At 68.5% G+C, this 25,644-nt stretch carries 30 protein-coding genes; 24 read left to right on the forward strand and 6 right to left on the reverse strand.

All coding sequences use genetic code 11. From position 1 onward, the window contains the following. A partial coding sequence (locus CS062_RS15820; protein ID WP_143742369.1) for a GntR family transcriptional regulator occupies positions 1–349 on the reverse strand: 349 nt, incomplete at its 3' end. Between the two features lie 119 nt (positions 350–468). Here CS062_RS15820 and CS062_RS15825 point away from each other — a divergent pair. The 22 genes from CS062_RS15825 to ppk2 all read left to right on the forward strand — a co-directional run bounded on the left by CS062_RS15825 (position 469) and on the right by ppk2 (position 18,277). Further along, a complete protein-coding gene (locus CS062_RS15825) occupies positions 469–1,683 on the forward strand; it encodes an aminotransferase-like domain-containing protein (protein WP_099862567.1) in 1,215 nt (404 codons plus the stop codon). Beyond that, positions 1,680–2,135, forward strand: a complete 456-nt coding sequence (locus CS062_RS15830) for a GNAT family N-acetyltransferase (RefSeq protein ID WP_099862568.1) — start codon at positions 1,680–1,682, stop codon at positions 2,133–2,135. The genes CS062_RS15825 and CS062_RS15830 overlap by 4 nt, the downstream gene beginning before the upstream one ends. 105 nt (positions 2,136–2,240) lie before the next feature. After that, a complete protein-coding gene (locus CS062_RS15835; RefSeq protein WP_099862569.1) occupies positions 2,241–3,080 on the forward strand; it encodes a PhzF family phenazine biosynthesis protein in 840 nt (279 codons plus the stop codon). A gap of 10 nt (positions 3,081–3,090) precedes the next feature. Beyond that, positions 3,091–3,708 (forward strand): VOC family protein, encoded by a 618-nt coding sequence (locus CS062_RS15840; protein WP_233218088.1) that lies wholly within the window; start codon positions 3,091–3,093, stop codon positions 3,706–3,708. 23 nt (positions 3,709–3,731) lie between these two features. Then, positions 3,732–4,469 (forward strand): alanyl-tRNA editing protein, encoded by a 738-nt coding sequence (locus CS062_RS15845; RefSeq protein WP_099862571.1) that lies wholly within the window; start codon positions 3,732–3,734, stop codon positions 4,467–4,469. Then, positions 4,466–5,113 carry a glutathione S-transferase C-terminal domain-containing protein gene (locus CS062_RS15850; RefSeq protein ID WP_099862572.1) on the forward strand — a complete coding sequence of 216 codons (648 nt, stop codon included), beginning with the start codon at positions 4,466–4,468 and terminating at the stop codon, positions 5,111–5,113. The genes CS062_RS15845 and CS062_RS15850 overlap by 4 nt, the downstream gene beginning before the upstream one ends. A 74-nt stretch (positions 5,114–5,187) precedes the next feature. Continuing rightward, positions 5,188–5,679, forward strand: a complete 492-nt coding sequence (locus CS062_RS15855) for a GNAT family N-acetyltransferase (protein ID WP_099862573.1) — start codon at positions 5,188–5,190, stop codon at positions 5,677–5,679. 110 nt (positions 5,680–5,789) lie between these two features. Further along, the gene (locus CS062_RS15860; protein WP_099862574.1) at positions 5,790–6,734 is read left to right on the forward strand and encodes an SMP-30/gluconolactonase/LRE family protein; all 945 of its coding nucleotides are present in this window, start codon (positions 5,790–5,792) and stop codon (positions 6,732–6,734) included. A gap of 282 nt (positions 6,735–7,016) precedes the next feature. Further along, on the forward strand, positions 7,017–7,580 hold the full coding sequence (locus CS062_RS15865) for an ATP synthase subunit I (protein WP_233218089.1): 564 nt from the start codon (positions 7,017–7,019) through the stop codon (positions 7,578–7,580). 15 nt (positions 7,581–7,595) lie between these two features. Next, a complete protein-coding gene (atpB, locus tag CS062_RS15870) occupies positions 7,596–8,474 on the forward strand; it encodes a F0F1 ATP synthase subunit A (protein WP_099862576.1) in 879 nt (292 codons plus the stop codon). 79 nt (positions 8,475–8,553) lie between these two features. Beyond that, positions 8,554–8,802: a F0F1 ATP synthase subunit C gene (gene atpE / locus CS062_RS15875; protein ID WP_058933479.1), complete on the forward strand. Its 249-nt coding sequence runs from the start codon at positions 8,554–8,556 to the stop codon at positions 8,800–8,802. 38 nt (positions 8,803–8,840) lie between these two features. Next, positions 8,841–9,311: a F0F1 ATP synthase subunit B gene (locus tag CS062_RS15880; RefSeq protein WP_099862577.1), complete on the forward strand. Its 471-nt coding sequence runs from the start codon at positions 8,841–8,843 to the stop codon at positions 9,309–9,311. A 2-nt stretch (positions 9,312–9,313) separates the two neighbouring features. Continuing rightward, positions 9,314–9,847, forward strand: coding sequence for a F0F1 ATP synthase subunit delta (locus tag CS062_RS15885; RefSeq protein WP_099862578.1), 534 nt, complete (start codon positions 9,314–9,316; stop codon positions 9,845–9,847). 91 nt (positions 9,848–9,938) lie between these two features. Next, positions 9,939–11,492, forward strand: a complete 1,554-nt coding sequence (gene atpA / locus CS062_RS15890; protein WP_099862579.1) for a F0F1 ATP synthase subunit alpha — start codon at positions 9,939–9,941, stop codon at positions 11,490–11,492. A 58-nt stretch (positions 11,493–11,550) separates the two neighbouring features. After that, positions 11,551–12,426, forward strand: coding sequence for a F0F1 ATP synthase subunit gamma (gene atpG, locus CS062_RS15895; protein WP_099862580.1), 876 nt, complete (start codon positions 11,551–11,553; stop codon positions 12,424–12,426). Between the two features lie 50 nt (positions 12,427–12,476). Further along, on the forward strand, positions 12,477–13,889 hold the full coding sequence (gene atpD, locus CS062_RS15900) for a F0F1 ATP synthase subunit beta (protein ID WP_091728394.1): 1,413 nt from the start codon (positions 12,477–12,479) through the stop codon (positions 13,887–13,889). A 164-nt stretch (positions 13,890–14,053) separates the two neighbouring features. Then, the gene (locus CS062_RS15905; RefSeq protein WP_099862581.1) at positions 14,054–14,470 is read left to right on the forward strand and encodes a F0F1 ATP synthase subunit epsilon; all 417 of its coding nucleotides are present in this window, start codon (positions 14,054–14,056) and stop codon (positions 14,468–14,470) included. Between the two features lie 202 nt (positions 14,471–14,672). After that, on the forward strand, positions 14,673–15,356 hold the full coding sequence (locus tag CS062_RS15910) for a CsgG/HfaB family protein (protein ID WP_099862582.1): 684 nt from the start codon (positions 14,673–14,675) through the stop codon (positions 15,354–15,356). A 14-nt stretch (positions 15,357–15,370) separates the two neighbouring features. Then, entirely contained in the window at positions 15,371–15,784 is a 414-nt protein-coding gene (locus CS062_RS15915) for a DUF4810 domain-containing protein (protein WP_099862583.1), read from the forward strand. A gap of 19 nt (positions 15,785–15,803) precedes the next feature. Beyond that, positions 15,804–16,448, forward strand: a complete 645-nt coding sequence (locus tag CS062_RS15920; RefSeq protein ID WP_199174258.1) for a DUF799 domain-containing protein — start codon at positions 15,804–15,806, stop codon at positions 16,446–16,448. A 93-nt stretch (positions 16,449–16,541) separates the two neighbouring features. Continuing rightward, on the forward strand, positions 16,542–17,387 hold the full coding sequence (locus CS062_RS15925; RefSeq protein WP_099862584.1) for a D-hexose-6-phosphate mutarotase: 846 nt from the start codon (positions 16,542–16,544) through the stop codon (positions 17,385–17,387). A 50-nt stretch (positions 17,388–17,437) separates the two neighbouring features. Then, complete coding sequence (gene ppk2, locus CS062_RS15930; RefSeq protein WP_099862585.1) at positions 17,438–18,277, forward strand: polyphosphate kinase 2; 840 nt, start codon at positions 17,438–17,440, stop codon at positions 18,275–18,277. Between the two features lie 69 nt (positions 18,278–18,346). Here ppk2 and CS062_RS15935 read toward each other — a convergent pair whose 3' ends face one another. The 3 genes from CS062_RS15935 to CS062_RS15945 are packed head-to-tail and all read right to left on the reverse strand — an operon-like array spanning position 18,347 to position 20,605. Continuing rightward, a complete protein-coding gene (locus CS062_RS15935) occupies positions 18,347–18,895 on the reverse strand; it encodes a TPM domain-containing protein (protein ID WP_099862586.1) in 549 nt (182 codons plus the stop codon). Next, positions 18,895–19,911 (reverse strand): TPM domain-containing protein, encoded by a 1,017-nt coding sequence (locus CS062_RS15940; protein ID WP_368372859.1) that lies wholly within the window; start codon positions 19,909–19,911, stop codon positions 18,895–18,897. The genes CS062_RS15935 and CS062_RS15940 overlap by 1 nt, the downstream gene beginning before the upstream one ends. A gap of 10 nt (positions 19,912–19,921) precedes the next feature. After that, positions 19,922–20,605: a LemA family protein gene (locus CS062_RS15945; protein ID WP_099862587.1), complete on the reverse strand. Its 684-nt coding sequence runs from the start codon at positions 20,603–20,605 to the stop codon at positions 19,922–19,924. Positions 20,606–20,692: 87 nt separating this feature from the next. On the opposite strand from CS062_RS15945, the gene hemE reads away from it, so the two are divergent. Both hemE and CS062_RS15955 read left to right on the forward strand, forming a co-directional pair. After that, a complete protein-coding gene (gene hemE, locus CS062_RS15950) occupies positions 20,693–21,787 on the forward strand; it encodes a uroporphyrinogen decarboxylase (protein WP_099862588.1) in 1,095 nt (364 codons plus the stop codon). A 318-nt stretch (positions 21,788–22,105) separates the two neighbouring features. Further along, positions 22,106–24,211 carry a primosomal protein N' gene (locus CS062_RS15955; protein ID WP_099862589.1) on the forward strand — a complete coding sequence of 702 codons (2,106 nt, stop codon included), beginning with the start codon at positions 22,106–22,108 and terminating at the stop codon, positions 24,209–24,211. A gap of 19 nt (positions 24,212–24,230) precedes the next feature. Here CS062_RS15955 and CS062_RS15960 read toward each other — a convergent pair whose 3' ends face one another. Continuing rightward, a complete protein-coding gene (locus tag CS062_RS15960; RefSeq protein ID WP_099862590.1) occupies positions 24,231–24,953 on the reverse strand; it encodes a response regulator in 723 nt (240 codons plus the stop codon). A gap of 2 nt (positions 24,954–24,955) precedes the next feature. Beyond that, positions 24,956–25,603, reverse strand: a complete 648-nt coding sequence (locus CS062_RS15965; protein WP_099862591.1) for a helix-turn-helix domain-containing protein — start codon at positions 25,601–25,603, stop codon at positions 24,956–24,958. Positions 25,604–25,644 lie beyond the last annotated feature (41 nt).

Below are 25,644 nucleotides of genomic sequence, written 5' to 3' on the forward strand. Positions count from 1 at the left end.
CGCGGGTCAGCGCGCTCGCGTCGACCGGCGGCGGCAGCGGCGCGGGCGCCACTTCGACGGCCAGCGGCGCGCGCGGCGGCGTGCGGGTTTCGCGAACGAAAAACCCTCGCTTCTTGCGCGCCTCAAGCAGGCCCTGAGCCAGCAATTGGTCGTAGGCGGCAACCACCGTGTACGGGCTGACGCCGTGGTGCCGCGCGCAGTCCCGCACCGAGGGCAACCGCGCGCCCGGGAGCAGCAGCCGCTGCTGGATCCGCGCCGCGAAGCGCTGCGCCAGCTGCTGCGCGAGCGGCTGGCTGGCATTGCGGGAGAGGGCGACCGGCGCGACATTCACGCTGGAGCTGGCGCTCATGCCGGCGTTGGCTGTGCTGGTGTCCATGCCAATACAGATGATGCGGTGGTATGGCTCAGTGTATTGGTTCTGTGCTGGTCGACGCCTTAGACTGGCCCGCTCAACCGGAGACAACCCCCATGAACCGCAGTCCCTGGACGCAAGCCCGCCGCGCCGCGCGCATGAATCCGTCCATCATCCGAGAGATCCTGAAGGTCACCGAGAAGCCCGGCGTGCTGTCGATGGCGGGCGGCCTGCCCAGCGCGGACACCTTCCCGGTCGAGGCGATCAAGGCGGCCTGCGATCGGGTCCTGACCCACAACGCCCGCGAAGCGTTGCAGTACGCCGCCAGCGAAGGCTTCGCGCCGCTGCGCGAATGGGTCGCGGCCAAGGTCGAGGGGCTGGGGATGCGGGTCTCGCCGGACCAGGTGCTGATCACCAGCGGTTCGCAGCAGGGGCTGGACCTCGTCGGCAAGCTGCTGTGCGATGCCGGCGCGCCGGTGGCCGTCGAGACGCCCACCTACCTGGGCGCACTGCAGGCCTTCACGCCCTACGAGCCGATCTTCGCCAGCCTGGCCAGCGACGACGAGGGCCCGCTGCCTTCGGCCATCGAGGCGCTGCCGCACGACGCGCCGGGCACGCGCTTCGCGTACCTGCTGCCCAACTACCAGAACCCGACCGGCCGCGTGATGAGCGCCCAGCGGCGCGAGGCCGTCGTGGCCGCCGCGCGCAAGGCCGGCGTGCCCGTCGTCGAGGACAACCCCTACGGCGACCTCTGGTTCGACCAGGCGCCGCCGGCTGCGCTGAGCTCGCTCTGGCCCGAGGGCAGCATCTACCTCGGCTCCTTCTCCAAGGTCCTGACGCCGGGCTTCCGCCTGGGCTACATCGTCGCGCCGAGCGAGGTCTATCCCAAGCTGCTGCAGGCCAAGCAGGCGGCCGACCTGCACACGCCGGGCTTCAACCAGCGCGTCGTGCACGAGGTCATCAAGGGCGGCTTCCTGGACGAGCACGTGCCCAAGATCCGCGCCCGCTACAAGGCCAACCGCGATGCGATGGCCAAGGCGCTGGCGCAAAGCCTGCCGCCCGGCTGCGAGTGGCAGAGCCCCGAGGGCGGCATGTTCTTCTGGATCCGCCTGCCCGAGGGCCTGGACGCGATGACGCTGCTGCCGCGTGCCGTCGATGCGGGCATCGCCTACGTGCCGGGCGCCGCGTTCTACGCGCACCAGCCCGATCCGAGGACCCTGCGCCTGTCCTTCGTGACGCTCACGCCCGAGTTGATCGCCGAAGGCGTCGACAAGCTCGGCCGCATGCTGCACGAGGCGCTCGCGCTGACGACCGCCGAAACCACGCCATGAGCGACGCGCGCGCCCCGCTGCCGTTCGAGCCGGTGCTCGACGAGCACTGGACCGAGGCCGACCTGGAGGTGATCCACGGCTTCATCGGCCGCACCTACTGGGCAGCGGGCATCCCGCGCGACACCATGCGCCGCGCGATGGCGGGCTCGCTGAACCTGCTGATGCGCGGGCCGTCCGGCGCGGTCGTCGGTTACGCCCGCGTGGTCACCGATCGCGCCACCTTCGCCTACCTCTGCGATGTCTTCGTGCTCGAAGAGTGGCAGGGGCGGGGGCTGGGCGACTGGCTGATCGCGCGTGTCGTCGCGCATCCGGCGCTGCAGGGGCTGCGACGCTTCTCGCTGTTCACCAAGGATGCGCACGCGCTCTATGCCCGGCATGGTTTCCAGCCGCTGGCGGCACCGGACCGCGGCATGGAGAGGCTCCGTCCCGACGTCTACCGCGCCGCGGCCTGACATCGGCAGCGGGGCGATGTCCCCTGTTTCTGGCACCCGCTGCCGCCTGTCACCCGTCCGTCAGGCGGGGCGGGTCGACTTCACCGTTCTCGATCGAGGGTCTTCATGTCCGAACTCCGCCGCTTTGTCCAGGTCGACGTCTTCACCGCCGAGGCGCTGAAGGGCAACCCGCTGGCCGTCGTCGTCGACGGCGCGGGCCTGGACGAGGCCACCATGGCCGCCTTCGCCCGCTGGACCAATCTGTCCGAGACCACCTTCCTGCTGCCGCCGACCGATGCCGGCGCGGACTACCGCGTCCGCATCTTCACGCCGGGCGGCGAGCTGCCCTTCGCCGGCCATCCGACACTGGGCTCGGCCCATGCCTGGCTGGCCAGCGGCGGCGATCCGAAGCAGCCCGGCGAGGTGGTCCAGCAATGCGCGATCGGGCTGGTGCGGATCCGGCGCGACGGTGGTCGGCTCGCCTTCGCGGCGCCGCCGCTCAAGCGTGAAGGCCCGGTCGAGCCGGCCCTGCGCGAGCAGGCGCTGCGCGCATTGCGCCTCGAGGCCGACGAGCTGCTGGACCTGGTCTGGGTCGACAACGGTCCGCAGTGGATGGCGGCGCGGCTGCGCTCGGCCGAGGCGGTGCTGGCCCTGCGGCCGGACTTCGTCGCGATGGCCGGCCTCAAGCTGGGCGTCGTGGGCGCTTATCCTGCGGGCTCGCCACAGCAGTTCGAGGTCCGGGCCTTCGTGCCCGGACTCGGCGTTCCGGAAGACCCGGTCACGGGCAGCCTGAACGCGGGTCTGGCACTATGGCTGCAGGGCGCCGGTCTGGCGCCTGATCGCTACGTGGCCGCCCAGGGCGCCGCCCTCGGGCGCGCCGGCCGGATCCATGTGGCACGCGAAGGCGCGCATTGCTGGATTGGCGGCGATGTCACGCCATTGATCCACGGTCAGGTGAGGTTGTGAAGCCATGAGCATGGAAGTCGATCATCTCGTTGTCGCCGCGAACACCCTGGAGGAGGGGCGCGCCTGGTGTGAACGTGTCCTCGGGGTCGCGCCGCAACCCGGCGGGCGCCATGCGCTGATGGGCACGCACAACCTGCTGCTCAACATCAGCGCGCCGCCGACCTATCCCCGCTGCTATCTGGAAATCATCGCCATCGATCCCGAGGCGCCGGATCCCGGTCGGCCCCGCTGGTTCGACCTGGACCAGCCCGCCGTGCGCGAGCGCCTGGCCCATGAGGGCACGGCGCTGCTGCACTGGGTGGCGCGCGTGCCCAGCCTGGACGCGACGCTCGCCACCTGGTCCGGCGAGGGCATCGACGCCGGCGAGGCGGTCGAGGCCGCGCGCGGCGACCTGAGCTGGCGCATCGCGCTGCGCCAGGACGGCCGCCGGCTGCGCAAGGAAGGCCTGCCGGTGCCGATCGAGTGGCAGGGCGATGCCCACCCGACCGACAAACTGCCCGACAGCGGCGTGCGACTGGTCAGCTTCGAGGCGCGCGACGGCTTGAGCGCCGAGCTCGAGACGCCCAACGGGATCGTCGAGCTGCAGGCGATCGAGGCCACGCTGTCGAATGCGCCGACGACCTTCTGAGATGCCCTGACGGTGGAGTTGCGATGAGCACGGTGGACCTGTTCCGCGAGGATGCGCAATTGCGCGAGTGCGAGGCGACGCTGCTGCGGATCGATGAGCGCGGCCTGCTGCTGGACCGCACCGTGTTCTATCCGCAGGGCGGTGGCCAGGCCGGCGACGCCGGCACGCTGACGCTGCCCGGCGGTCGTGAACTCCGCATCGCCGACACCCGCAAGGGCGAGGGCGGCGAGATCCTGCACCTGCCTGCGCCGGATCAGGACCTCACCGGGCTGGACGCCGGCTCGCCGGTGACGGCCCGCAGCGACTGGCAGCGCCGCCACGCCCACATGCGTTTCCACACGGCGACCCATCTGCTGTGCGCGCTGGTGCCGCATCCGGTCGATGGCTGCTCGATCACCGCCGGCTATGCGCGGCTGGATTTCCACATGACCGACGCGCTGGACAAGGAGGCGCTGACGGCCGGCATCGCCCGGCTGGTGGCCGAGGCCCATCCGGTCAGCCACAGCTGGATCAGCGACGAGGACCTGGAGGCCAATCCCGGGCTGGTCCGCAGCATGAGCGTGCAGCCGCCGCGCGGCACCGGCCGGGTGCGGGTGCTCAAGATCGATGGCGTCGACCTGCAGCCCTGTGGCGGCACGCATGTGGGCAACACGGCGGAGATCGGTGCGGTCGTCGTCACCAAGATCGAGAAGAAGTCGGCTCGCACGCGGCGCGTGGTGCTCGGCTTCGCCAGCGACGCCGCGGCGGCACCGGCGGCATGAGCGGGTTGCGCGTGCTCGGACGCGCGGCGTCCATCAATGTGCGCAAGGTGCTGTGGACCGGCGTGGAGCTGGGCCTGGACCTGGTGCGCGAGGACGTCGACGTGAAGGCCGACGCCTTCCGCGTGCTCAATCCCAACGCGATGATGCCGGTGCTCATCGATGCGGAGGCTGGACCGGGCACCGAGGCCGGCACGCCGTTCTCGATGTGGGAGAGCAACAGCATCTGCCGCTATCTCGCCCGCCGCGAAGGTCGCGACGACCTGCTGCCGGACGAGCCGCGACGCCGCGCGCAGGTGGAGATGTGGATGGACTGGCAAGGCGGCGAGTTGAACAACAGCTGGCGCTACGCCTTCATGGCGACGGTGCGCCAGAGCGCGCTGCATCGGGATGCCGCGCAGATCGAGGCGGGCGTCGCGAACTGGAACCGCCACATGGCGATGCTCGATGAACAGCTGGAGCGCTCCGGCGGGCCGTTCGTGCTGGGGGACGCCTTCACGCTGGCCGATGTGGTGCTTGGGCTGTCCGCGCATCGTTGGCGCGCCGCGCCGATCGCGCATGCGACCTTGCCGGCGGTCGACGCCTGGTACGAGCGCTTGCTGGATCGTCCCGGATTCGCCTTGCACGGCCCGGCGGCCGGCCCCTGAGCGCCGGCGGCCTCGACGTCGCTCTCCAATCCGACCGCTTGAACGCCGGGGCGGCCTCGCTACACTCGCCCGCTGTGGATACCCCTGACATACGACTGATCTGCCCCGATTCGCCCGCGTTGTGGGAAGAAGCGCGCGCGATCATGCGCGAATACGCGCAGAGCCTGGACGTCGACCTCTGCTTCCAGGGCTTCGAGGAAGAACTGGCCTCGCTCCCGGGCGAATACGACGCGCCGCAAGGCACGCTGCTGCTCGCGCTGGTGGACGGGCAGGTCGCTGGCTGTGGCGGTTTCCGACCGCTGGCGGACTCGGACTACGCCAATGCCTGCGAGATGAAGCGGCTCTTCATCCGCCCGGCGTTCCGCCGCTTCGGCCTGGGTCGCACGATGGCGCAGGCCCTGATCGATCGGGCCACGAGCGCCGGCTACTCCAGCATGCTGCTGGACACGCTCGACGACATGGAGGCCGCCCGCGACTTGTACGAGAGCCTCGGCTTCGAGGAGATCCCGCCGTACTACTTCAATCCGATCGCCGGCGCCCATTACCTGAAGGTCGACCTGGCCTGATCGGTGCCGACGCTCCAAGGCCGGATGACCGCGGCGCTGCGCCGGCGCCGCCTCGCCCCATCGGCGGCGCGGTTTCCGGTTTCGCCGGGTTACCGGCATAGCATCGCGCCATGACCTCGCAGCCCCATGCCGACCCCACGACGTCCACGGACGAGTTCTTCCGCCTCGAGCCCGCGTCGCTGACGCCGGCGCTGCTCGGCGAATCGCCCTTCTGGCATCCGCTAGAGCAATGTCTCTATTACGTCGACATTCCAGGCAAGGCGTTGTTCCGGCTCGACAGCGGTGCGGCGACGCCGAGCCGATGGTCGCTCAACGACGAGCCGGGCTGCGTCGTGCCGCTGGCCGGCGGTGGCCTGCTGATCCCTCAGCGCAACGGGCTGTGGCGCTTCGATCCCGCCACCGGCGAGTATGTGAAGCTGCTCGACCCGCCGTACGACGCCTCCAAGCGCCGCTTCAACGACGGCAAGGCCGACGCGCAAGGGCGCCTGTGGGTTGGCACGATCGATGACGCACGCCAGCCCGAGTCGGCGCTCTATTGCCTGCGCGACGGCGTCTTCGTTCCGATGAAGTCGGGCATCACCACGTCCAACGGCCTGGGCTGGAGCCCGGACGGCCGCTCGATGTACTGGGCCGACACCAAGGCGCACGAGATCTATCGCATGGCCTTCGATGTGGGCAGCGGCACGCTGGGCGAGCGGGAAGTGTTCGCGCGATTCGCGCCGCGCGGCGCCGATCAACCGCTGGAGAGCTATGGCGGCCGGCCTGATGGCGCAGCGGTCGACGTCGAGGGCGGCTATTGGGTCGCGATGATGGAAGGCCAGCAACTGCTGCGCCTGTCGCCGTCGGGCGAGGTGCTGACGCGCGTGGAACTGCCGGTGCGCTGCGCCACGATGCCCACCTTCGGTGGTGCGGACCTGCGCACCATCTTCGTCACCACTGCACGAGAAAAGCGCAGCGAGGCGGAGCTCGCCGCCCAGCCCTGGGCCGGTTGCGTGCTCAAGATGCGCGTGCCGGTGGCTGGCCTGCCGGTGCAGTTCGCGCGCTGGCCGAGCTGAGGTCGACCGAGGGCGCTACGGCGCCATGACGAGCGGTGCGTGCCTTTGGAGCGGCTGAGGGAAATCCCGAGTGGCCCGCGGGGGACAGGTGTTGCGCGCGCACCTCGCGGGTCCTGACGGTGGAAATCCGCCAGCCTCGATGAACAGGGCCCGCGCCCTGGCTATGCGGGCTTCGCACAAGCTGTCAAGTCGGCGCCGATGGGCCGCCGCCGCAGCCTGTTAAGGGTCTGTAAGGTCAGACCCCCTATAATCCCGTGGTTTTGCCGCTCGCCCCTTGAAGCCGTGAATCCCGATCCAGCGCGCGCATCCGATGCGCCGCCCGCCGAGCCGCCCAGGACCGTTCAGCCGAATCAGGCGAAGGCCCGAGGCGCCGCCAGCCAGGATCGCTGGGACGATGGAATCGAGGAATGTGCGGACGGCGAATCGGCTTTCAAGCCCCTGACGCGAGAACAAGCGCAGGACTTGCGGGCCCGGCTCCCGGCGATGTCGGCCTGGTCGTTGTTGACCTGGCAGGCGGCGGCGGGGGCGGTCATGGTCGCGCTGTGGGGTCTGCTGTCCCTGCACGCCGACAAAACCTGGTCGGCGCTGTTCGGTGCCGTCTCGGTGGTCCTGCCGAACGCCCTGATGGCGTGGGGCATGACCCGGCGCCCGGCGATGGGCGGCGGCACCGCGGTGCTGTCGTTCATGGTGTGGGAGCTGATCAAGATCATCTTGGCGGTCGCCATTCTGGTGGCGGTCGCCGTGGGGTTCTCGTCGTTGAGTTGGCCAGCGCTGCTGTCGACCCTCGTCGTGACCCTGAAGGCAAATTGGCTGGCCCTGCTTCGGCGGGGTCGAATCAGAAAATAGAGACGGAAAGCAACCATGGCAGCAGAAGGACACGCGCCGACCTCGGGTGAATACATCACCCACCACTTGCAGCACTGGCAGAAGAATTTCCAGTTCGAGGACGTCAAGCAGACGAACATCGTCGACTTCAGCGTCTTCAATTTCGACTCGCTGCTGTACACCTCGGTCCTCGGGCTGCTGGCCGTCTTCTTCCTGTGGCGTGCCGCACGCAAGGCGCATGCCGGCGTGCCGGGCCGCTTCCAGGCCGCCGTCGAGATCCTGGTCGAGATGGTCGACAACCAGGCCAAGGCGCTGATCCACAACGAGAAGAGCCGCAAGCTCGTCGGCCCGCTGGCGCTGACCGTGTTCGTGTGGATCTTCTTCATGAATGCGATGGACATGCTGCCGGTCGACGCGCTGCCGTCGCTGTGGTCCAGCTACGTCGCCTCCACCGGCCACGATCCCCATCACGCCTACCAGCGCGTCGTCCCGACCGCCGACCTGTCGACGACCCTGGGCCTGTCCACCGGCGTGCTGCTGCTGTGCTTCTTCTACAACATCAAGATCAAGGGCCTGGGCGGCTGGGCCCATGAGCTGATCGCCGCGCCGTTCGGCGACCACTGGGCGCTGTGGCCCTTCAACTTCCTCATGCAGGTCATCGAGTTCATCGCCAAGACGGTGTCTCATGGCATGCGGTTGTTCGGCAACATGTTCGCCGGCGAACTCGTGTTCATGCTGATCGCCCTGATGGGCGGCGGCTGGGCCCTGACCGGCACCGGCATCGGCCTGGCCATCGGCCACGTCATCGCCGGCACGGTCTGGACGCTGTTCCACATCCTCGTGATCACGCTGCAGGCCTTCATCTTCATGATGCTGACGCTGATCTACCTGGGCCAGGCGCACGACGCGCACTGATCCGGACGGACAGCCGCGATCCTCGGTTTCTCGATTCCCTTTCCCTTTCCTTTTTATCTAACTCTCTCAGGAGCAAAACATGGAAAACATCCTCGGTCTGGTCGCTCTGGCTTGCGGCATCATCGTTGGTCTGGGCGCGATCGGCGCTTCCATCGGCATCGCGCTGATGGGCGGCAAGTTCCTGGAGTCCTCGGCCCGTCAACCCGAGCTGATGAACGAACTGCAAACCAAGATGTTCATTCTGGCTGGCCTGATCGACGCGGCCTTCCTGATCGGCGTCGCCATCGCCCTGCTGTTCGCCTTCGCCAATCCCTTCGTGCTGCGCTAATCCGCCACGACCCCTTTCACGACTGAAAGGATCGTGCCGTGAATATCAACGCTAGCCTGTTCATCCAGTGGATCCCCTTCGCGATTCTCGTGTTCGTCACGATGAAGTTCATCTGGCCGCCGATCGTGAAGGCGCTGGACGAGCGCGCGGACAAGATCCGTACTGGCCTGGCCGCTGCTGACCAGGCGAAGGCCGAGCTGGCCAACGCCAACAAGAAGGTCGACGAGCAACTGGCGCAGACCCGCAACGAAACCACGAAGCTGCTGTCCGACGCCGAGAAGCGCGGCGCCGCCATCGTGGACGAAGCGAAGAAGCGCGCGGAGGACGAAGGCGCCAAGATCATCGCCGCTGCGAAGGCCGAGGCCGAGCAGCAGTCGGTGCGTGCCCGTGAGGCCCTGCGCGAGCAGGTCGCCGCGCTGGCCGTCAAGGGCGCCGAGCAGATCCTGCAGCGCGAGGTCAATGCCAGCGTGCACGCCGAATTGCTGAACCGTCTCAAGACGGAGCTGTAATCATGGCTGAACTCGCAACCATTGCCCGTCCCTACGCCGAAGCGCTGTTCCAGGTCGCGTCCTCGCAGGACCTGAAGGCCTGGAACGAGCAGTTGGCCGCGCTGGCGCTCGTCGCCGGCGACAGCCAACTGCGCCAGTTCGCCGAAGACCCGAAGGTGGGCACCGAACAGGTGTTCCAGGTCATGTCGGCGGCCAGCAAGCAGACGCTGCTGCCCGGCGTGCAGAACTTCCTGCGCGAGGTGATCGCCAACGGCCGCCTGTCGGCGCTGCCGGCGATGGTCCAGCAGTTCCACGAACTGGCCAACGCCGCTTCCGGCGTGTCCGACGCGCAGATCTTCAGCGCCTACCCGATCGAGCCGGCCCAGCTGGCCGACGTGGTCGCGTCGCTGGAGAAGCGCTTCGGTCGCAAGCTGCAAGCCCGCGTCGAGCTGGAGCCTGGCCTGATCGGCGGTATCCGTGTGGTGGTCGGCGACGAGGTGCTGGACACCTCGGTGAAGGCCCGCCTGGAACGCATGAAAGTGGCGCTGACGGCCTGAGGCGCAAGCCTCCGGTCCCAGCCCGACTGCCAAAGATCCCCCCGATTCACCCTGGTGTCCCGCTTCGGCGGGATGCCGTTGGGAGCAAGCAATGCAACTGAATCCCGCTGAAATTTCCGAACTGATCAAGAGCCGCATCGAAGGCCTTGGCGCGTCCACCGACGTGCGCAACCAGGGCACCGTGGTGTCCGTGTCCGACGGCATCGTGCGCGTGCACGGCCTGTCCGACGTGATGCAAGGCGAAATGCTGGAGTTCCCGGCTGCCGCCGACGGCTCGCAGACCTTCGGTCTGGCGCTGAACCTGGAGCGCGACTCCGTCGGCGCCGTGATCCTGGGCGCCTACGAGCACATCGTCGAAGGCGACACCGTCAAGTGCACCGGCCGCATCCTGGAAGTGCCGGTCGGCCCCGAGCTGATCGGCCGCGTCGTGAACGCGCTGGGTCAGCCGATCGACGGCAAGGGCCCGATCAACGCCAAGATGACCGACGTCATCGAGAAGGTCGCCCCGGGCGTGATCGCCCGCAAGTCCGTCGACCAGCCGGTGCAGACCGGCCTGAAGTCGATCGACTCGATGGTGCCCGTCGGCCGTGGCCAGCGCGAGCTGATCATCGGCGACCGCCAGACCGGCAAGACCGCCGTGGCGATCGACGCGATCATCAACCAGAAGGGTCAGAACATGACCTGCGTGTACGTCGCGATCGGCCAGAAGGCTTCGTCGATCAAGAACGTCGTGCGCGCGCTGGAAGCCGCTGGCGCGATGGAGTACACCATCGTCGTCGCCGCCTCGGCGTCTGAATCCGCCGCGATGCAATACGTGTCGGCCTACTCGGGCTGCACGATGGGCGAGTACTTCCGCGACCGCGGCCAGGACGCGCTGATCGTGTACGACGACCTGTCCAAGCAGGCCGTCGCCTACCGTCAGGTCTCGCTGCTGCTGCGCCGTCCTCCGGGCCGCGAAGCGTTCCCCGGCGACGTGTTCTATCTCCACAGCCGTCTGCTGGAGCGCGCCGCCCGCGTGAACGCCGAGTACGTCGAGGCCTTCACCAAGGGTGAGGTCAAGGGCAAGACCGGCTCGCTGACCGCGCTGCCGATCATCGAGACGCAAGCCGGCGACGTGTCGGCCTTCGTTCCGACGAACGTGATCTCGATCACCGACGGCCAGATCTTCCTGGAAACCAACCTGTTCAACGCCGGCATCCGTCCCGCGATCAACGCCGGTATCTCGGTGTCGCGCGTCGGTGGCGCAGCGCAGACCAAGCTGATCAAGTCGCTGTCCGGCGGTATCCGTACCGACCTGGCCCAGTACCGTGAGCTGGCCGCCTTCGCGCAGTTCGCCTCGGACCTGGACGCCGCGACCCGCAAGCAGCTGGACCGCGGTGCCCGCGTGACCGAGCTGCTGAAGCAGGCCCAGTACAGCCCGCTGTCGATCAGCCTGATGGGCGCGTCGCTGTATGCGGCCAACAAGGGCTTCATGGACGACATCGAGGTGAAGAAGGTCCTGTCGTTCGAGCACGGCCTGCACCAGTTCCTGAAGACCTCGCACGCCGCCCTGCTGAGCAAGCTGGAAAGCGACAAGGCCATGGACAAGGACGCCGAAGCCGAACTGAACGCCGCCATCACGTCGTTCAAGAAGTCCTTCGCCTAAGCAACCATGACCGGGTCTCGCTGAAGTCAGGCAAGACCCGGCCCTCACAGGAGAAATCATGGCAGCAGGCAAGGAAATTCGCGGCAAGATCAAGTCGGTCGAGAACACCAAGAAGATCACCAAGGCCATGGAAATGGTCGCCGCTTCGAAGATGCGCAAGGCGCAGGATCGGATGCGCGCGGCCCGTCCGTACGCGGAAAAGGTGGGCAACATCGCCGCCAATCTGTCGAAGGCCAATCCCGAGTACCGCCATCCGTTCATGGTGTCGCATCCCGACGCCAAGACGGCGGGCTTCGTGGTGGTCACGACCGACAAGGGCCTGTGCGGTGGCCTGAACACCAACCTGCTTCGCGCGACGACCAGCAAGCTCAAGGACATCGAGCAGGCGGGTCAGAAGGCGGAAGTGGTCGCGATCGGCAACAAGGGTCTGGGCTTCATGAACCGGATCGGCGCCAAGGTCGTCGCGCATGCGACGCAGCTCGGCGACAGCCCCCAGCTCGAGAAGCTGGTCGGCCCGGTCAAGACGCTGCTGGACGCCTACGCGGAAGGCAAGCTGTCGGCGGTCTATCTCTGCTACACGCGCTTCGTCAACACGATGAAGCAGGAGCCGGTGGTGCAGCAGCTGCTGCCGCTGACGGCCGAGTCGCTGGAGACGGATGCCGCGGGTCACGCATGGGATTACCTGTACGAACCCGACGCCCCGACGGTGATCAACGAACTGCTGGTGCGCTACACCGAAGCCCTGGTCTATCAGGCCGTGGCGGAGAACATGGCGTCCGAGCAATCGGCGCGCATGGTGGCCATGAAGGCCGCGACCGACAACGCCGGCACGCTGATCGGCGAGCTGAAACTGGTCTACAACAAGACCCGCCAGGCCGCGATCACGAAGGAACTGTCGGAAATCGTCAGCGGCGCGGCCGCCATCAGCGGTTGATCCCGGCGATCGATCGCAGGCAACAGATTTGGAATTGAAGGAACGAAGAAATGGCTAACACTCAATCGGTGGGCAAGATCGTTCAGTGCATCGGCGCCGTGGTCGACGTGGAATTCCCGCGCGACCAGATGCCGAAGGTGTTCGACGCCCTGAAGATGGAAGGCTCGGCCCTGACGCTGGAAGTGCAGCAGCAGCTGGGCGACGGCGTGGTCCGCACCATCGCGCTGGGCTCGTCCGACGGCCTGCGCCGCGGTACCGAGGTCTACAACACCGGCGACACCATCCAGGTGCCGGTGGGCCAGGCGACCCTGGGTCGCATCATGGACGTGCTGGGCAACCCGATCGACGAGCGCGGCGACGTGGCCCGCGACCAGGTCGCCTCGATCCACCGCAAGGCCCCGGCCTACGACGAGCTGAGCCCGTCGCAGGAACTGCTGGAAACCGGCATCAAGGTGATCGACCTGATCTGCCCGTTCGCCAAGGGCGGCAAGGTGGGTCTGTTCGGCGGCGCCGGCGTCGGCAAGACCGTGAACATGATGGAGCTGATCAACAACATCGCCAAGGCTCACTCGGGTCTGTCGGTGTTCGCTGGTGTCGGCGAGCGTACCCGTGAGGGCAACGACTTCTATCACGAGATGTCCGACGCGGGCGTCGTGAACCAGGACGACCTGAGCGCGTCCAAGGTCGCGATGGTCTACGGCCAGATGAACGAGCCCCCGGGCAACCGTCTGCGCGTGGCGCTGACCGGCCTGACGATGGCCGAGTCGTTCCGCGACGAAGGCCGTGACGTGCTGTTCTTCGTGGACAACATCTATCGCTACACGCTGGCCGGTACCGAAGTGTCCGCGCTGCTGGGTCGCATGCCGTCCGCGGTGGGCTACCAGCCGACGCTGGCCGAGGAAATGGGCCGTCTGCAGGAGCGGATCACGTCGACCAAGGTCGGCTCGATCACCTCGATCCAGGCCGTGTACGTCCCTGCGGACGACCTGACCGACCCGTCGCCTGCCACGACCTTCGCCCACCTGGACGCCACCGTGGTGCTGTCGCGTGACATCGCCTCGCTGGGTATCTACCCCGCGGTGGACCCGCTGGACTCGACCTCGCGTCAGATCGACCCGAACGTCATCGGCGAAGAGCACTACAACACGACGCGCTCGGTGCAGTCGGTGCTGCAGCGCTACAAGGAACTGCGCGACATCATCGCGATCCTGGGCATGGACGAGCTGTCGCCGGAAGACAAGCTGGCCGTGGCCCGCGCTCGCAAGATCCAGCGTTTCCTGTCGCAGCCGTTCCACGTCGCGGAAGTGTTCACCGGCTCGCCCGGCAAGTACGTCCCGCTGAAGGAAACCATCCGCGGCTTCAAGATGATCGTCAACGGCGAGTGCGACCACCTGCCGGAACAGGCCTTCTACATGGTCGGCACCATCGACGAAGCCTTCGAAAAGGCCAAGAAGATCCAGTAAGCCGGCAAGCGGCGCATACGGCATGCTGGCGTCGTTGTCGTGCTCGCCGGACATTGAGTCCGGCTCCGCGCGACGCCTAGCCAGCGCACCGTCTGCTTGCTTGCCGGTCTCTCGTCTTCACGGATGAGAACCGGTCCTTCGAAGCTAACGAATAGGAAATCGCAATGGCAACCCTCCACGTGAACGTGGTCTCGGCGGAAGAGCAGATCTTCTCGGGCGAGGCGAAATTCGTGGCGCTGCCGGGCGAAGGCGGCGAGCTGGGCATCCTGCCCAAGCACACCCCGCTGATCACCCGCATCAAGCCGGGCGCGGTCCGCATCCAGCGCCCGGACGGCGACGAGGAATTCGTCTTCGTCGCCGGCGGCCTGCTGGAAGTGCAGCCCGACGTCGTGACCGTGCTGGCCGACACCGCCATCCGCGGCAAGGACCTCGACGAGGCCCGCGCCGAGGCCGCGAAGAAGGCCGCCGAGGACGCGATGAAGAACGCCAAGAGCGACATCGACTTCGCCAAGGCGCAAAGCGAATTCGCGGCCATGGCCGCTCAGATCGCCGCGCTGCGGAAGTTCCGCGCCAAGCGCTGAGCCCCCTCACACCCGCATCGGCGATCGATGCGGCGTGTGCACCACACACTGCATCGGCAGGACTGCGAAAAACTCGCACTCCTGCCGATGTTCTTTTCAGCGTCGCCCGGACCGCTCTGTTCGGTGACGCACACTGCCAACATCCGGCCTCGACCGGAGCATCCGCCGGCGTCCCGCCGGTGTCGTTTTTGAGGGAGTTTCCATGTCATTCAACGTCCTGGCGCGCCGCGCCACGCTGGCGCTCGCCCTGGCGGCCCTGTTCGGCTGCGCGACCGAGCAGTCCCGCACCATCGAAGTCCCGCGCGCCGCGCCCGCCCCGGTCCAGTACCAGGGCCAGCGCGCGCCGATCGCGGTCGGCAAGTTCGAGAACCGCTCCAGCTTCATGCGCGGCATGTTCGCCGACGCGATCGACCGCCTGGGCAACCAGTCCAAGTCGATCCTGATCGCCCACCTGCAGCAGACCAACCGCTTCAGCGTGCTGGACCGCGACAACCTCGAGGAAGCGCAGCAGGAAGCCAAGTTCAAGAACAGCGCCCTGACGATCAAGGGCGCGGACTACCTGGTGACCGGCTCGGTGACCGAATTCGGCCGCAAGGAAGTCGGCGACCAGCAGCTGTTCGGCGTGCTGGGCCGCGGCAAGAAGCAGATCGCCTATGCCAAGGTCACGCTGAACGTGGTGAACAGCCAGACCTCGGAAGTCGTGTACTCGGCCCAGGGCGCTGGCGAATACGAGCTGTCGACGCGCGAAGTCGTCGGCTTCGGCGGCACCGCCAGCTACGACGCGACGCTGAACGGCAAGGTCCTGGACCTGGCCATCAAGGAGGCCGTCAACACGATGGTCGCCGGCATCGACAGCGGCGCCTGGAAGCCGCAAGCCGCCCGCTGAACAGGAGCCCGACCATGACCCTCCGCATCAAGCACGCGTTCCGCGTGGGCGCAGCCGTGGCCGTCGCCGCGCTGCTGACCGCCTGCGGCACGCCGCAGAAGCCGCTCTACCAATGGGCCGGCTACCAGAACAGCGTCTACCAGTACTTCAAGACCAACGGCACCGCGCCCGGCGACCAGATCACGCAGCTCGAAGCCCAGCTGATCAAGAACAAGGCCGCCAACGAGGCGACGCCGCCTGGCCTGCACGGTCACCTGGCGCTGCTGTACGCGAAGGTCGGCAATGACGACGCCGCCCGTGCGCACCTGGAAGCCGAACGCGCGCTGTTCCCGGAGTCCGCCGCCTACGTGGACTTCCTGCTGAAGAAGCCGTCCGAGAAGACCGCGGCCGCAGCCGCCGCGCCCGCCAAGGCGGCCAGCGGCGTCTGAGCGCCGAGGAGAACGACACATGACGAACCTGATGTCCCTGATCCGTCGCCTCGGCGCCGTGGCCGTGCTGGCTGCGCTGACCGCCTGTGCCTCGCCGTCCAAGCCCTACGACTACACCGCGTTCAAGGAAGCCAAGCCGGCCTCGCTGCTGGTGCTGCCACCGGTCAACGACACGCCGGACGTGAACGCCACCTACGGCGTGCTGTCCAACCTGTCGATGCCGCTGGGCGAAGCGGGCTACTACGTGCTGCCGGTGTCGCTGGTCGATGAGACGCTGCGCACGAATGGCGTCACCACGGCTTCCGACGCCCGCCACATCGACGCCGGCAAGCTGCGCCAGATCTTTGGCGCGGACGCGGTGCTGTACGTCGACGTGAAGCAGTACGGCTCGGTCTACAAGGTGCTGATGAGCGAGACCATCGTCGAGGTGCAGGCCAAGCTGGTCGACCTTCGCACCGGCACGCTGCTCTGGGACGGCAAGGCCTCGGCGTCGAGCGCCGAGCAGAACAACAACCAGGGCCTCATCGGCGCGCTGCTGACGCAGGTCATCAACAACCTGACGGACCGCAGCTACGACATCGCGGGCTTGGCCAGCAACCGTCTGGTCTACGCCCCCAATGGTCTGCTGCCGGGTCCCCGGGCGCGCCAGCCTGTGAAAAACTAAGGGTCTCGACCACGAACCCGGAACCGGCCGGCGCCGCGACGCGCCAGCCGCTCCCACCCACCGGTTCGCGCCGGTGGGTTTTCTTTTTTCAGCATGACCACTCCGATCTCCATCACCCGCTACCAGGGCCTCGAGGCCATCGAACTTCGCGCGCCCGACGGTGCCCGCGCGACGCTGCTGCTGCATGGTGCGCACCTGGTGTCCTGGGTGCCCGCGGGCGCCGACGAGCAGCTTTACCTGTCGCCCCGGAGCGCTTTTGCCACCGGCCAGGCGATCCGTGGCGGCGTGCCGGTGATCTTTCCGCAGTTCGCGACGCGCGGCCCGCTGCAGCGTCACGGCTTCGCCCGTGGGAAGCCGTGGCAACTGGTCAGCGCCGAGTCCGGCAAGGACGACGCATTGGCGGTGCTGCGCCTGAACGACGACGGCGCCACCCGCATGGTCTGGCCGCATGCCTTCGAGGCCGAGATCAGTCTGCGCATCGCCGGTCGGGCGCTCGAGATCGAACTGGCCTGCGAGAACCAGGGCGACACGCCGCTGTCCTTCAGCGCCGCGCTGCACACCTACCTGAGGCTGACCCAGATCATGTCCGCATCGCTCCAGGGCCTGTCGGGTCTGGCGTACTGGGACTCGACGACGGAACGCGCCGCGACCCAGCACGAGGATCTGCTGCGCCTGGACGGCGAAACCGACCGCATCTACCAGGACGTCCGGCACAGCCTGACCCTGCGCGACGGCGACCGCCGACTCGCGATCCGCCAGCAGGGCTTCGCCGACGCGGTGGTCTGGAACCCCGGCCAGGCCAAGGGCGATGCCCTTCCTGACATGCCCGAAGGCGGCTGGAAGCAGATGCTCTGCGTCGAGGCGGCGCAGGTGCTCAAGCCGGTCGAACTCGCGCCCGGCGAGAGCTGGGCGGGGATGCAGACGCTCGAACTGCTCTGATCTGCACGTGCCGCGGTAAGCTGCCCCGTCCTTCACTGTACGGAGCGAGCATGGGCGACAAGAAGTCCAAGAACGACGCGAAGCGGAGCGACCGGTCAGGCGGGAACAGCGGTAACGGGGACAAGCTCTCCAAGTCCGACTACCTGGACCGCCTGCAGCCTCTGCAGGTCGAGCTCAACAACCTGGCCCGGTGGCTGCAGCACACGCGCAAGCGGCTGCTGGTGATCATCGAAGGTCGCGACACCGCCGGGAAGGGCGGCGTCATCAACGCGATCTCCGAGACGCTCAATCCCCGCCAATGCCGCACCGTGGCGCTGGGCAAGCCCAGCGAGCGCGAGCAGGGCGAGTGGTACTTCCAGCGCTACCTCAGCCACCTGCCGTCCGCTGGCGAGATCGTGCTCTTCGACCGCAGCTGGTACAACCGCGCCGGTGTCGAGGCCGTGATGGGCTTCTGCACGCCGCAGCAGACCGAGGACTTCCTTGACCAGGTGCCCCGCCTGGAACGGCTGCTGGTCGACGACGGCCTGCTGCTGTTCAAGTACTGGCTCACCGTCGACCAGCAGCAGCAGGAGGAGCGCTTCGCCGAACGCGCCGAGGATCCGCTCAAGCAGTGGAAGCTCTCGCCGATCGACCTCGAGGCCCGCAAGCATTACCAGGACTACGGCCGCGCGCGCGACCGCATGCTCGAGCACACGCACACCAAGCACGCGCCCTGGACGCTGGTCGACTTCAACGACCAGCGCCGCGGACGGCTCACGCTGATCCGCCACCTGCTCGACCATCTGCCGGACGTGACCGTGCCGGCGAAGGAGCTGGTGTTCCCCAAGCTCAAGGGCGGTCCGAAGGCAGAGCGCTTCGGCTGGAAGCTCAAGCCGATCAAGAGCCTTTGAGCTGCAGGACCGCCAGCGGACTCGGCCGTCGACGAGATTGCGGCCGAGCCGCGTAGCGGGCGAGGCGAGTCAGAGCACGACGACCGCGTCCGGCAATTCATTGCGCGGCGGCGCGCCAGGATCGGGCGGGTAGTGCTCGGCGAGCAGGCGCTCCACCGCCTGGATCGCGTCCACCAGGCCCTGCTCGAAGCGGCCTTCGCGGAGCGATTGCCGCAGTCCGTCGACGATGGCCTGCCATTGCGCCGCGCTGACGCGGCGGTTCAGGCCCCGGTCGGCCACGATCTCGATCGCGTGCTCCGCCAGCAGCAGGTAGACCAGCACGCCGTTGTTGTGCTCGGTGTCCCACACCCGCAGCTTGCCGAACAGCGCCAGCGCCCGCTGCCGCGCCGACAGGCCACGCCACAGGTAGCTGATCGGCAGGCTGGCCTCGACGCAGACCCGGATCTCGCCGGCATGACGCAACTCGCTCTCGGTGACCCGCGCGGACAGCCGGGCCATCGCCGCCGCCGGCAGCACGCGACGCACGTCGGCCTCGTCCCAGAAGCGGTGGCGGAAGAATCGTCCCAGCCGGCTGGCGTCGCCAGCGTGGCGGGCCTCATGATCGGTCCGTCGGTTCATCACCAGTCTCCCGAGGCGCCACCGCCGCCGAAGTCTCCGCCGCCGCCGGACGAGAAGCCGCCACCGTCGCCGCCGCCCCAACTGCCACCACCACCACCGCCGCCACCGCCCCAGATGATCGGCGGCACGATGCCGCCCGATCCGTGGGCGCTGCGCCGGTAGGCCCCGGAGGATCCGGCGCTGCGTCGCGCCGCGCCGATGCCGAGCACGCCGACCAGGATCAGCGAGGCGATCGCCGCACCGACGCCCAGCAGCAGGCTGCCGCTCAACCCCCAGCCCACCGCGCCGGCGCCCGCGCCGGTGAAGAGGCTGCCGATCTTGCGGCCGAAGATCGCGGTCAGCAGCGCGCCGGCGAGCGGCACGCCGAGGAACGCGATCATCGCGATCTCGCCCAGGTCGATGCCGTGGCCACCGGTCGGCTTCGAAGGCCGCTGGGTCGGCGCGGGCAGGTGCTCGCCGCGGATGCGGGCCTGCAGCGAGTCGATCGCCCGATTCAGTCCCCCGGCGTAGTCGCCGGCTTTGAAGGCGGGCGTGATGTCGCGCTCGATGATCTGGCGCGCGGCAAGGTCCGGCACCGCGCCCTCCAGCGCCTTGGCCGTCTGGATGTTGATGCGGCGGTCGTTCTTGGCCACGACGATCAGCAGCCCGTCGCCGACCTCCCGGCGGCCGATCTTCCACTGGTCGCCGACCCGCTGCGCATAGGCCGCGATGTCCTCGGGCGCGGTCGTCGGCACCATCAGCACGACGATCTGCGGCCCGGCCTCGCGCTCGAAGGCGGCGAGCTTGGCATCGATCGCCTGTTGCTGCGCGACGCTCAGCGTGCCGGTCTGGTCGACGACGCGACCGCTGAGCGCAGGCACCGCCTGCACATCCTGCGCCCGCGCGCGCGGCAGCAGGCCGGCGCTCATCAGCAGGCCCAGACAGGCGAGCGCGAACAGCCGCAGCACCGCGGGCCAGCGCCCGACGCCGGCCTCGTTCATCGCCGGGAGTCGCGCCGCCACCGAGGCCGCCCGCATGCGCGGGTCCTCAGTTCGACGCCGGCGAGGCGGCCGGCGCCGGCGTGGCGGGTGCCGTGGCCGGAGCGGGCTTGTCGAAGCTCACCGTCGGCGGCGCGGAGATCGCGGCCTCGTTCTGCACGGTGAAGTTGGGCTTGACCTCGTAGCCGAAGACTTTCGCCGTCAAGTTCGTGGGGAAGCGCCGCGTCAGCACGTTGTACTCCTGCACCGACTTGATGTAGCGGTTGCGGGCGACGGTGATGCGGTTCTCGGTGCCCTCGAGCTGCACGCGCAGGTCGCGGAAGCCCTGGTTGGCCTGCAGCTGCGGATAGCGCTCGCTGACGACCATCAGCCGGCTCAGCGCGCTGGAGAGCTCGCCCTGCGCGGCCTGGAACTTCTGCAGCGCGGCCGGGTCGCGCGCCAGCTCCGGCGTGACCTGGATGCTGGTGGCCTTGGCGCGGGCCTCGACGACCTTGGTCAGCGTCTCCTGCTCGAAGTTGGCCTCGCCCTTGACCGTGTTGACGATGTTGGGAATGAGGTCGCTGCGGCGCTGGTACTGGCTCAGCACCTCGGACCAGCTGGCGTTGACCTGCTCGTCGAGGCTCTGGAATTCGTTGTAGCCGCAGCCGGTGAGCGCCAGGGGCGCGCCAACGATCAGCGTGGCGGCCGCTGCAGTGCGCGCGGCGGCAAGCAAACGGGACGGGGTCGATGTCATTCGCGGATCCTCCATATGCGCACCGGCATATCGTGTGCCAGCCACGGGAATTCAAGAGCAGGGAGCCCCGAGGATAATCGCCCTCCCATGAGCGCCCCCCTTCAGAACGACGTCTTCCTGCGCGCCTGCCTGCGCCAGCCCACCGAATACACCCCCGTCTGGCTGATGCGCCAGGCCGGCCGCTACCTGCCTGAATACCGCGACACCCGCGCCAAGGCGGGCAGCTTCATGGGCCTGGCCACCAACACGGACTACGCGACCGAGGTCACGCTGCAGCCGCTGGAGCGCTATCCGCTGGACGCGGCCATTCTCTTTAGCGACATCCTGACCGTGCCGGACGCGATGGGCCTGGGCCTGTCGTTCGCGCAGGGCGAGGGCCCCAAGTTCGAGAAGGTCGTGCGCGATGAGGCGGCGGTGAACGCGCTGGCCGTGCCCGACATGGACAGACTGCGCTACGTCTTCGACGCGGTGAGCTCGATCCGCCGCGCGCTGAACGGTCGCGTGCCGCTGATCGGCTTCTCCGGCAGTCCGTGGACGCTGGCCTGCTACATGGTGGAAGGCGGCGGCTCCGACGACTACCGCCACGTCAAGAGCCTGATGTACGCCCGCCCGGACCTGATGCATCGCATCCTGTCCATCAACGCCGACGCGGTCGCCGCCTACCTGAATGCGCAGATCGAGGCCGGCGCGCAGGCCGTGATGGTCTTCGACTCCTGGGGCGGCGTGCTGGCCGACGGCCAGTTCCAGCAGTTCAGCCTGGCCTACTCGCGCCGCGTGCTGGCGCAGCTCAAGGGCGAACATGACGGTCGACGCATTCCCAAGCTGCTGTTCACCAAGGGCGGCGGCCTGTGGCTGGACGAGATCGCGGACGCTGGCGCCGATGTCGTCGGCCTGGACTGGACGGTGAACCTGGGCCGCGCGCGGGCGCAGGTGCAGGACCGCGTCGCGCTGCAGGGCAACCTCGATCCGAATGTGCTGTTCGCGCCGCCGGCCGCGGTGCGCGAGCAGGCGCGCGCGGTGCTCGACAGCTTCGGCGCGCCGCGCCGCGCGGATGGCGCATGGGGCGGCCATGTCTTCAACCTCGGCCATGGCATCAGCCAGTTCACGCCGCCGGAAAGCGTGGCCGAACTGGTCGACGAAGTGCACCGGCATTCGCGCAAACTGCGCGGCGAGGCGGCCTAGTTATCCCCAAATCCGTGCATGTCACCCAAACGCAGCACATGCGCCGGCCTGCAGCTAGGGCTTTCCCCGATGGGCGCGTAAGTCGTTGATTCCAAAGGGGAGGCAGTGTTTCCCCGGAATTTGACGCCGACAGCCCCTCGCGGCGGCAATCCCGCCGGCCTCGAAAATCCCGGGACGTTTCCCACAAAGTTATCCACAGGCTGTCGACCCCGTTGTGAACACCGTTGGAAATCAGGCACTTGGCGCGTTTTCCTCATGGCCGATGGAGGCCGCAGGCGACGCCGCGACGGGACGCGAACGATCCAGAGGACGCGCCCGATGAGCGAAGCGCCGCCCTCACGCCGGGTGCGGGTCGCCGTGGAGGCGCCGCAGCACAGCGGGCTGACCGGACCGCTGGACTACCTCGGGCCGCAAGACTTGACCCCGGGCACCCTGGTGCATGTGACGCTGGGCCGCCGGGACGTGATGGGGCTGGTGTGGGACGACCTGGCCGAGGGCCAGGACTTGCCCGAGGACGAACGCCTGCCCGAATCGGAACTGCGCCCGGTGGGCGAGGCGCTCGATGCGCTGCCGCCGCTGTCCGACCGCTGGCGGCGACTGGTGGAATTCGCCGCGAGCTATTACCAGCGCAGCATCGGCGAACTGGCGCTGGCGGTGCTGCCGCCGCAGCTGCGGGACCTGGATGCCAAGCAGCTGCAGGCCCGGCTGAAGAAGCTGGACAAGGCCGACGCGGCCGCGGCGACGCAAGCAGCGGCCGCGCCGATCACGCCCGCTGACCGTCCCGCGCTGACCGCCCAGCAGCAGGCGGCGCTCGACGCCGTCCTGGAACTGGCGGGTCGAGAGGCCCCCCAGCCAGCGCTGCTCTGGGGCCTGACCGGCAGCGGCAAGACCGAGATCTACCTGCGCGCCGCCGAGGCCGCGCTCGAGCGCGGCCAGCAGGTGCTGGTGCTGGTGCCCGAGATCAACCTGACGCCGCAGCTCGAGGCGCGTTTCGCCGAGCGCTTCGCCGGCCACGCGATCGTGTCGCTGCACAGCGGGCTCACGCCGGCGCAGCGCCTGCGCCACTGGCTCGCGGCACACCTGGGCCGTGCGCAGCTGGTGCTGGGCACGCGGCTGGCGGTCTTCGCGTCGATGCCGCGGCTTGGACTGATCGTCGTCGACGAGGAGCACGACCCCTCCTACAAACAGCAGGACGGCGCGCGCTACTCGGCGCGGGACCTGGCGGTCTACCGCGGCCACCTGGAGAAGGTCCCGGTGCTGCTGGGCTCGGCGACGCCCTCGCTGGAGAGCTGGCAGCATGCCCTCGGCGGCCGCTACCGACGCATCGACCTGACCGAGCGCATCGGCGGCGGCGCGTTGCCGCGGGTGCGGCTGTTCGACATGAACCGGCTCGAGCGCAAGAAGGGCGTCACCACCACGCTGTCGGTGCCGCTGCTGGACGCGCTGCGCAAGCGGCTCGATCGCGGCGAGCAGAGCCTGGTCTTCCTGAACCGCCGCGGCTACGCGCCGGTGCTGCATTGCGACCAGTGCAACTGGAAGAGCGACTGCCCGCATTGCAGCGCGCATCAGGTCTTCCACAAGGAGGACCGCACGCTGCGCTGCCACCACTGCGGCGTGTCGGCCCGCGTGCCGCGTGCCTGTCCGTCCTGCGGCAATCCGGACATCGCGCCGCTGGGACGCGGCACCGAGCGCCTGGAGGAGCAGCTCGCGCTGGCGCTGCCCGGCGCACGCGTGGCCCGCATCGACGCCGACACCACCAAGCTCAAGGGCAGCCTCGAATCGCAGCTGGCCGCGGTGCATGAAGGCGATGTCGACATCCTGGTCGGCACGCAGATGGTGGCCAAGGGACACGACTTCCGCCGCATCACGCTGGTCGCGGCGGTGAACCCGGACGGCGCGCTGTTCAGCAGCGACTTCCGCGCGCCGGAGCGGCTCTTCTCGCTGCTGATGCAGGCGGGCGGGCGCGCGGGCCGTGACGCGGCGCAGGCCGCCGCCAGCGAGATGTGGGTGCAGACCTGGTATCCCGAGCACGCGCTCTACCAGTCGCTGCAGAAGCACGATTACGAGGCCTTCGCGTCGAGCCAGCTGCATGAGCGCATGTCGGCCAACCTGCCGCCGTTCGCGCATCTGGCGCTGGTGCGCGCGGAAGGGCGCAGCGTCGAGGCCGCGCGTGACTTCCTGACCGCGGCGCAGGAGGCGGCGCAGGCGCTGCCCCTGTCGCTCGGGCTGCTGCTGTATCCGCCGGTGCCGATGGCGGTGGCGCGGGTCGCGGACAGCGAGCGCTTCCAGATGCTGATCGAGGCCGGCAGCCGCGCGCAGCTGCAGCGCTTCCTGCGGGCCTGGCTGCCCGAGCTGCACGCGCTCAAGCGCCGTCAGAAGGGGCTGACGCGCTGGGCGGTGGACGTCGATCCGCTGGCGATCTGAGGCGCCTGCGGGCACCGCTTCACAGCAGGCGCGCGAGCGCGTCCTCGAGCACCGGCCAAGCGGCGCGCACCGCGGCCAGCGCGTCTTCCGAACCGGAGGCGGCTTCCAGCGCATCCAGCTCGAGTTGGCGCGCCACCTCGGCGGCGTCGGCGTGGCCCAGCGTCAGCAGCACGCTCTTGAGGCTGTGCGCGAGGTGGCGGAGCTTCACATGCTCGCCTCGCTCGCAGGCGCTGCGGCCGCTGGCGATGTCGATCGGGAACTGCAGCCTGCAGCGCGCCAGGAACGCCTGGTACAGCGCGGCATTGCCGCCGAAGTACTGCTCGATCGCGGCGCGATGGATCGACGGCATCGCCGCAGGTTGCGGCGGTGCGTCGCGCAGGCCGTCCAGGCAGGACTGCAGGTCCGCCAGCGAGCAGGGCTTGGACAGGAAACGCGTCACGCCCAGCGTCTCGAGCTGCTCGCGCACCGTCGGATTCAGGCCGGCGCTGAACACGGCCAGCCGCGCGTTGCCGCGCAGCTCGGGCCGCTGCTTGAGCGTCTGCAGCAAGTCCAGCCCGTGCCGGCCAGGCAGCATCAGGTCGCTGATGACGAGGTCGAAACTCTGCGTCGCCAGTGCCAGCAGCGCTTCGTCGACCGAGATGCAGGCTTGCAGGCGCACCTCGTCGTCCTCCAGCGCCATCGCGACGAAGCGCTGCAGCGTGGTGTCGTCCTCCACCAGGAGGACCCGGATGCGGGTGGCCATGCTCAGCCGGCGAATTGCGGCTGACGGGCCTGGATGCGCTGGACAGCCGCCGCGAGCAGCGGTGGCAGATCGGTGACGAGCCGCGGCTTGTGCACCAGCGGCAGGCCGGCGAGCGCGAACGCGTAAGGCGAGCGCTGCTGTTCGTCCAGCGCGGTGACGAAAATCAGCTCGCTGCTGGCGAATTGCGGCTGCGAGCGCAGGCTGGTCACCAGCGCCGCGCCGTCGATGCCGGGCAGCAGGATGTCGACCAGCAGGATCTCCGGCTGCAGCTGCCCGTACATCACCAGGCCGCCGATGCCGTCGTTGGCCGTGTGCAGGTCGAGGTCGGGGAACTCCTGCTGCGCGAGCAGCATCACCAGGTTCTGGTAATGGACCGAGTCCTCGATGAGCAGCGCTTTCAGCCGCTGCGGCGCGCCGTCGGCGGGCGCCAGTTCGGCGGGTTTGGTCGGCGCGAGGCCCCGGCCGGTCAGCCAGGCGTCGAGCGAGGCCCGCAGGATGCGCCGGTGACCGCCCGGGGTACGCCAGGCTTGCAGTTCCCCGCGATCGACCATCAGCTGTACCGATCGGACCGCCATGCCGAGGCGCTGCGCGACTTCGCGGGTGCTGAAGTCCTCTTGCATGTCGTCAGGGGTCCGGGCAATGGCAGTCATGAGTCGATTTTGCCGAATTTCCCAAACTTTTAGGTGGGCAA

The sequence above is a fragment of the Roseateles chitinivorans genome (genome assembly GCF_002761755.1).
Lineage (GTDB): Bacteria > Pseudomonadota > Gammaproteobacteria > Burkholderiales > Burkholderiaceae_C > Roseateles > Roseateles chitinivorans.

Coding starts and splice junctions, on each gene's coding strand:
- CS062_RS15835 (WP_099862569.1), top strand. CDS start 2,241: ATGTCCGAACTCCGCCGCTTTGTCCAGGTCGACGTCTTCACCGCCGAG.
- CS062_RS15915 (WP_099862583.1), top strand. CDS start 15,371: ATGACCCTCCGCATCAAGCACGCGTTCCGCGTGGGCGCAGCCGTGGCC.
- hemE (WP_099862588.1), top strand. CDS start 20,693: ATGAGCGCCCCCCTTCAGAACGACGTCTTCCTGCGCGCCTGCCTGCGC.
- CS062_RS15925 (WP_099862584.1), top strand. CDS start 16,542: ATGACCACTCCGATCTCCATCACCCGCTACCAGGGCCTCGAGGCCATC.
- CS062_RS15860 (WP_099862574.1), top strand. CDS start 5,790: ATGACCTCGCAGCCCCATGCCGACCCCACGACGTCCACGGACGAGTTC.
- CS062_RS15945 (WP_099862587.1), bottom strand. CDS start 20,605: ATGACATCGACCCCGTCCCGTTTGCTTGCCGCCGCGCGCACTGCAGCG.
- atpG (WP_099862580.1), top strand. CDS start 11,551: ATGGCAGCAGGCAAGGAAATTCGCGGCAAGATCAAGTCGGTCGAGAAC.
- ppk2 (WP_099862585.1), top strand. CDS start 17,438: ATGGGCGACAAGAAGTCCAAGAACGACGCGAAGCGGAGCGACCGGTCA.
- CS062_RS15905 (WP_099862581.1), top strand. CDS start 14,054: ATGGCAACCCTCCACGTGAACGTGGTCTCGGCGGAAGAGCAGATCTTC.
- CS062_RS15910 (WP_099862582.1), top strand. CDS start 14,673: ATGTCATTCAACGTCCTGGCGCGCCGCGCCACGCTGGCGCTCGCCCTG.
- CS062_RS15850 (WP_099862572.1), top strand. CDS start 4,466: ATGAGCGGGTTGCGCGTGCTCGGACGCGCGGCGTCCATCAATGTGCGC.
- CS062_RS15940 (WP_368372859.1), bottom strand. CDS start 19,911: ATGCGGGCGGCCTCGGTGGCGGCGCGACTCCCGGCGATGAACGAGGCC.
- CS062_RS15825 (WP_099862567.1), top strand. CDS start 469: ATGAACCGCAGTCCCTGGACGCAAGCCCGCCGCGCCGCGCGCATGAAT.
- atpA (WP_099862579.1), top strand. CDS start 9,939: ATGCAACTGAATCCCGCTGAAATTTCCGAACTGATCAAGAGCCGCATC.
- atpD (WP_091728394.1), top strand. CDS start 12,477: ATGGCTAACACTCAATCGGTGGGCAAGATCGTTCAGTGCATCGGCGCC.
- CS062_RS15955 (WP_099862589.1), top strand. CDS start 22,106: ATGAGCGAAGCGCCGCCCTCACGCCGGGTGCGGGTCGCCGTGGAGGCG.
- CS062_RS15885 (WP_099862578.1), top strand. CDS start 9,314: ATGGCTGAACTCGCAACCATTGCCCGTCCCTACGCCGAAGCGCTGTTC.
- atpB (WP_099862576.1), top strand. CDS start 7,596: ATGGCAGCAGAAGGACACGCGCCGACCTCGGGTGAATACATCACCCAC.
- CS062_RS15920 (WP_199174258.1), top strand. CDS start 15,804: ATGACGAACCTGATGTCCCTGATCCGTCGCCTCGGCGCCGTGGCCGTG.
- CS062_RS15830 (WP_099862568.1), top strand. CDS start 1,680: ATGAGCGACGCGCGCGCCCCGCTGCCGTTCGAGCCGGTGCTCGACGAG.
- CS062_RS15845 (WP_099862571.1), top strand. CDS start 3,732: ATGAGCACGGTGGACCTGTTCCGCGAGGATGCGCAATTGCGCGAGTGC.
- CS062_RS15965 (WP_099862591.1), bottom strand. CDS start 25,603: ATGACTGCCATTGCCCGGACCCCTGACGACATGCAAGAGGACTTCAGC.
- CS062_RS15840 (WP_233218088.1), top strand. CDS start 3,091: ATGGAAGTCGATCATCTCGTTGTCGCCGCGAACACCCTGGAGGAGGGG.
- atpE (WP_058933479.1), top strand. CDS start 8,554: ATGGAAAACATCCTCGGTCTGGTCGCTCTGGCTTGCGGCATCATCGTT.
- CS062_RS15935 (WP_099862586.1), bottom strand. CDS start 18,895: ATGAACCGACGGACCGATCATGAGGCCCGCCACGCTGGCGACGCCAGC.
- CS062_RS15960 (WP_099862590.1), bottom strand. CDS start 24,953: ATGGCCACCCGCATCCGGGTCCTCCTGGTGGAGGACGACACCACGCTG.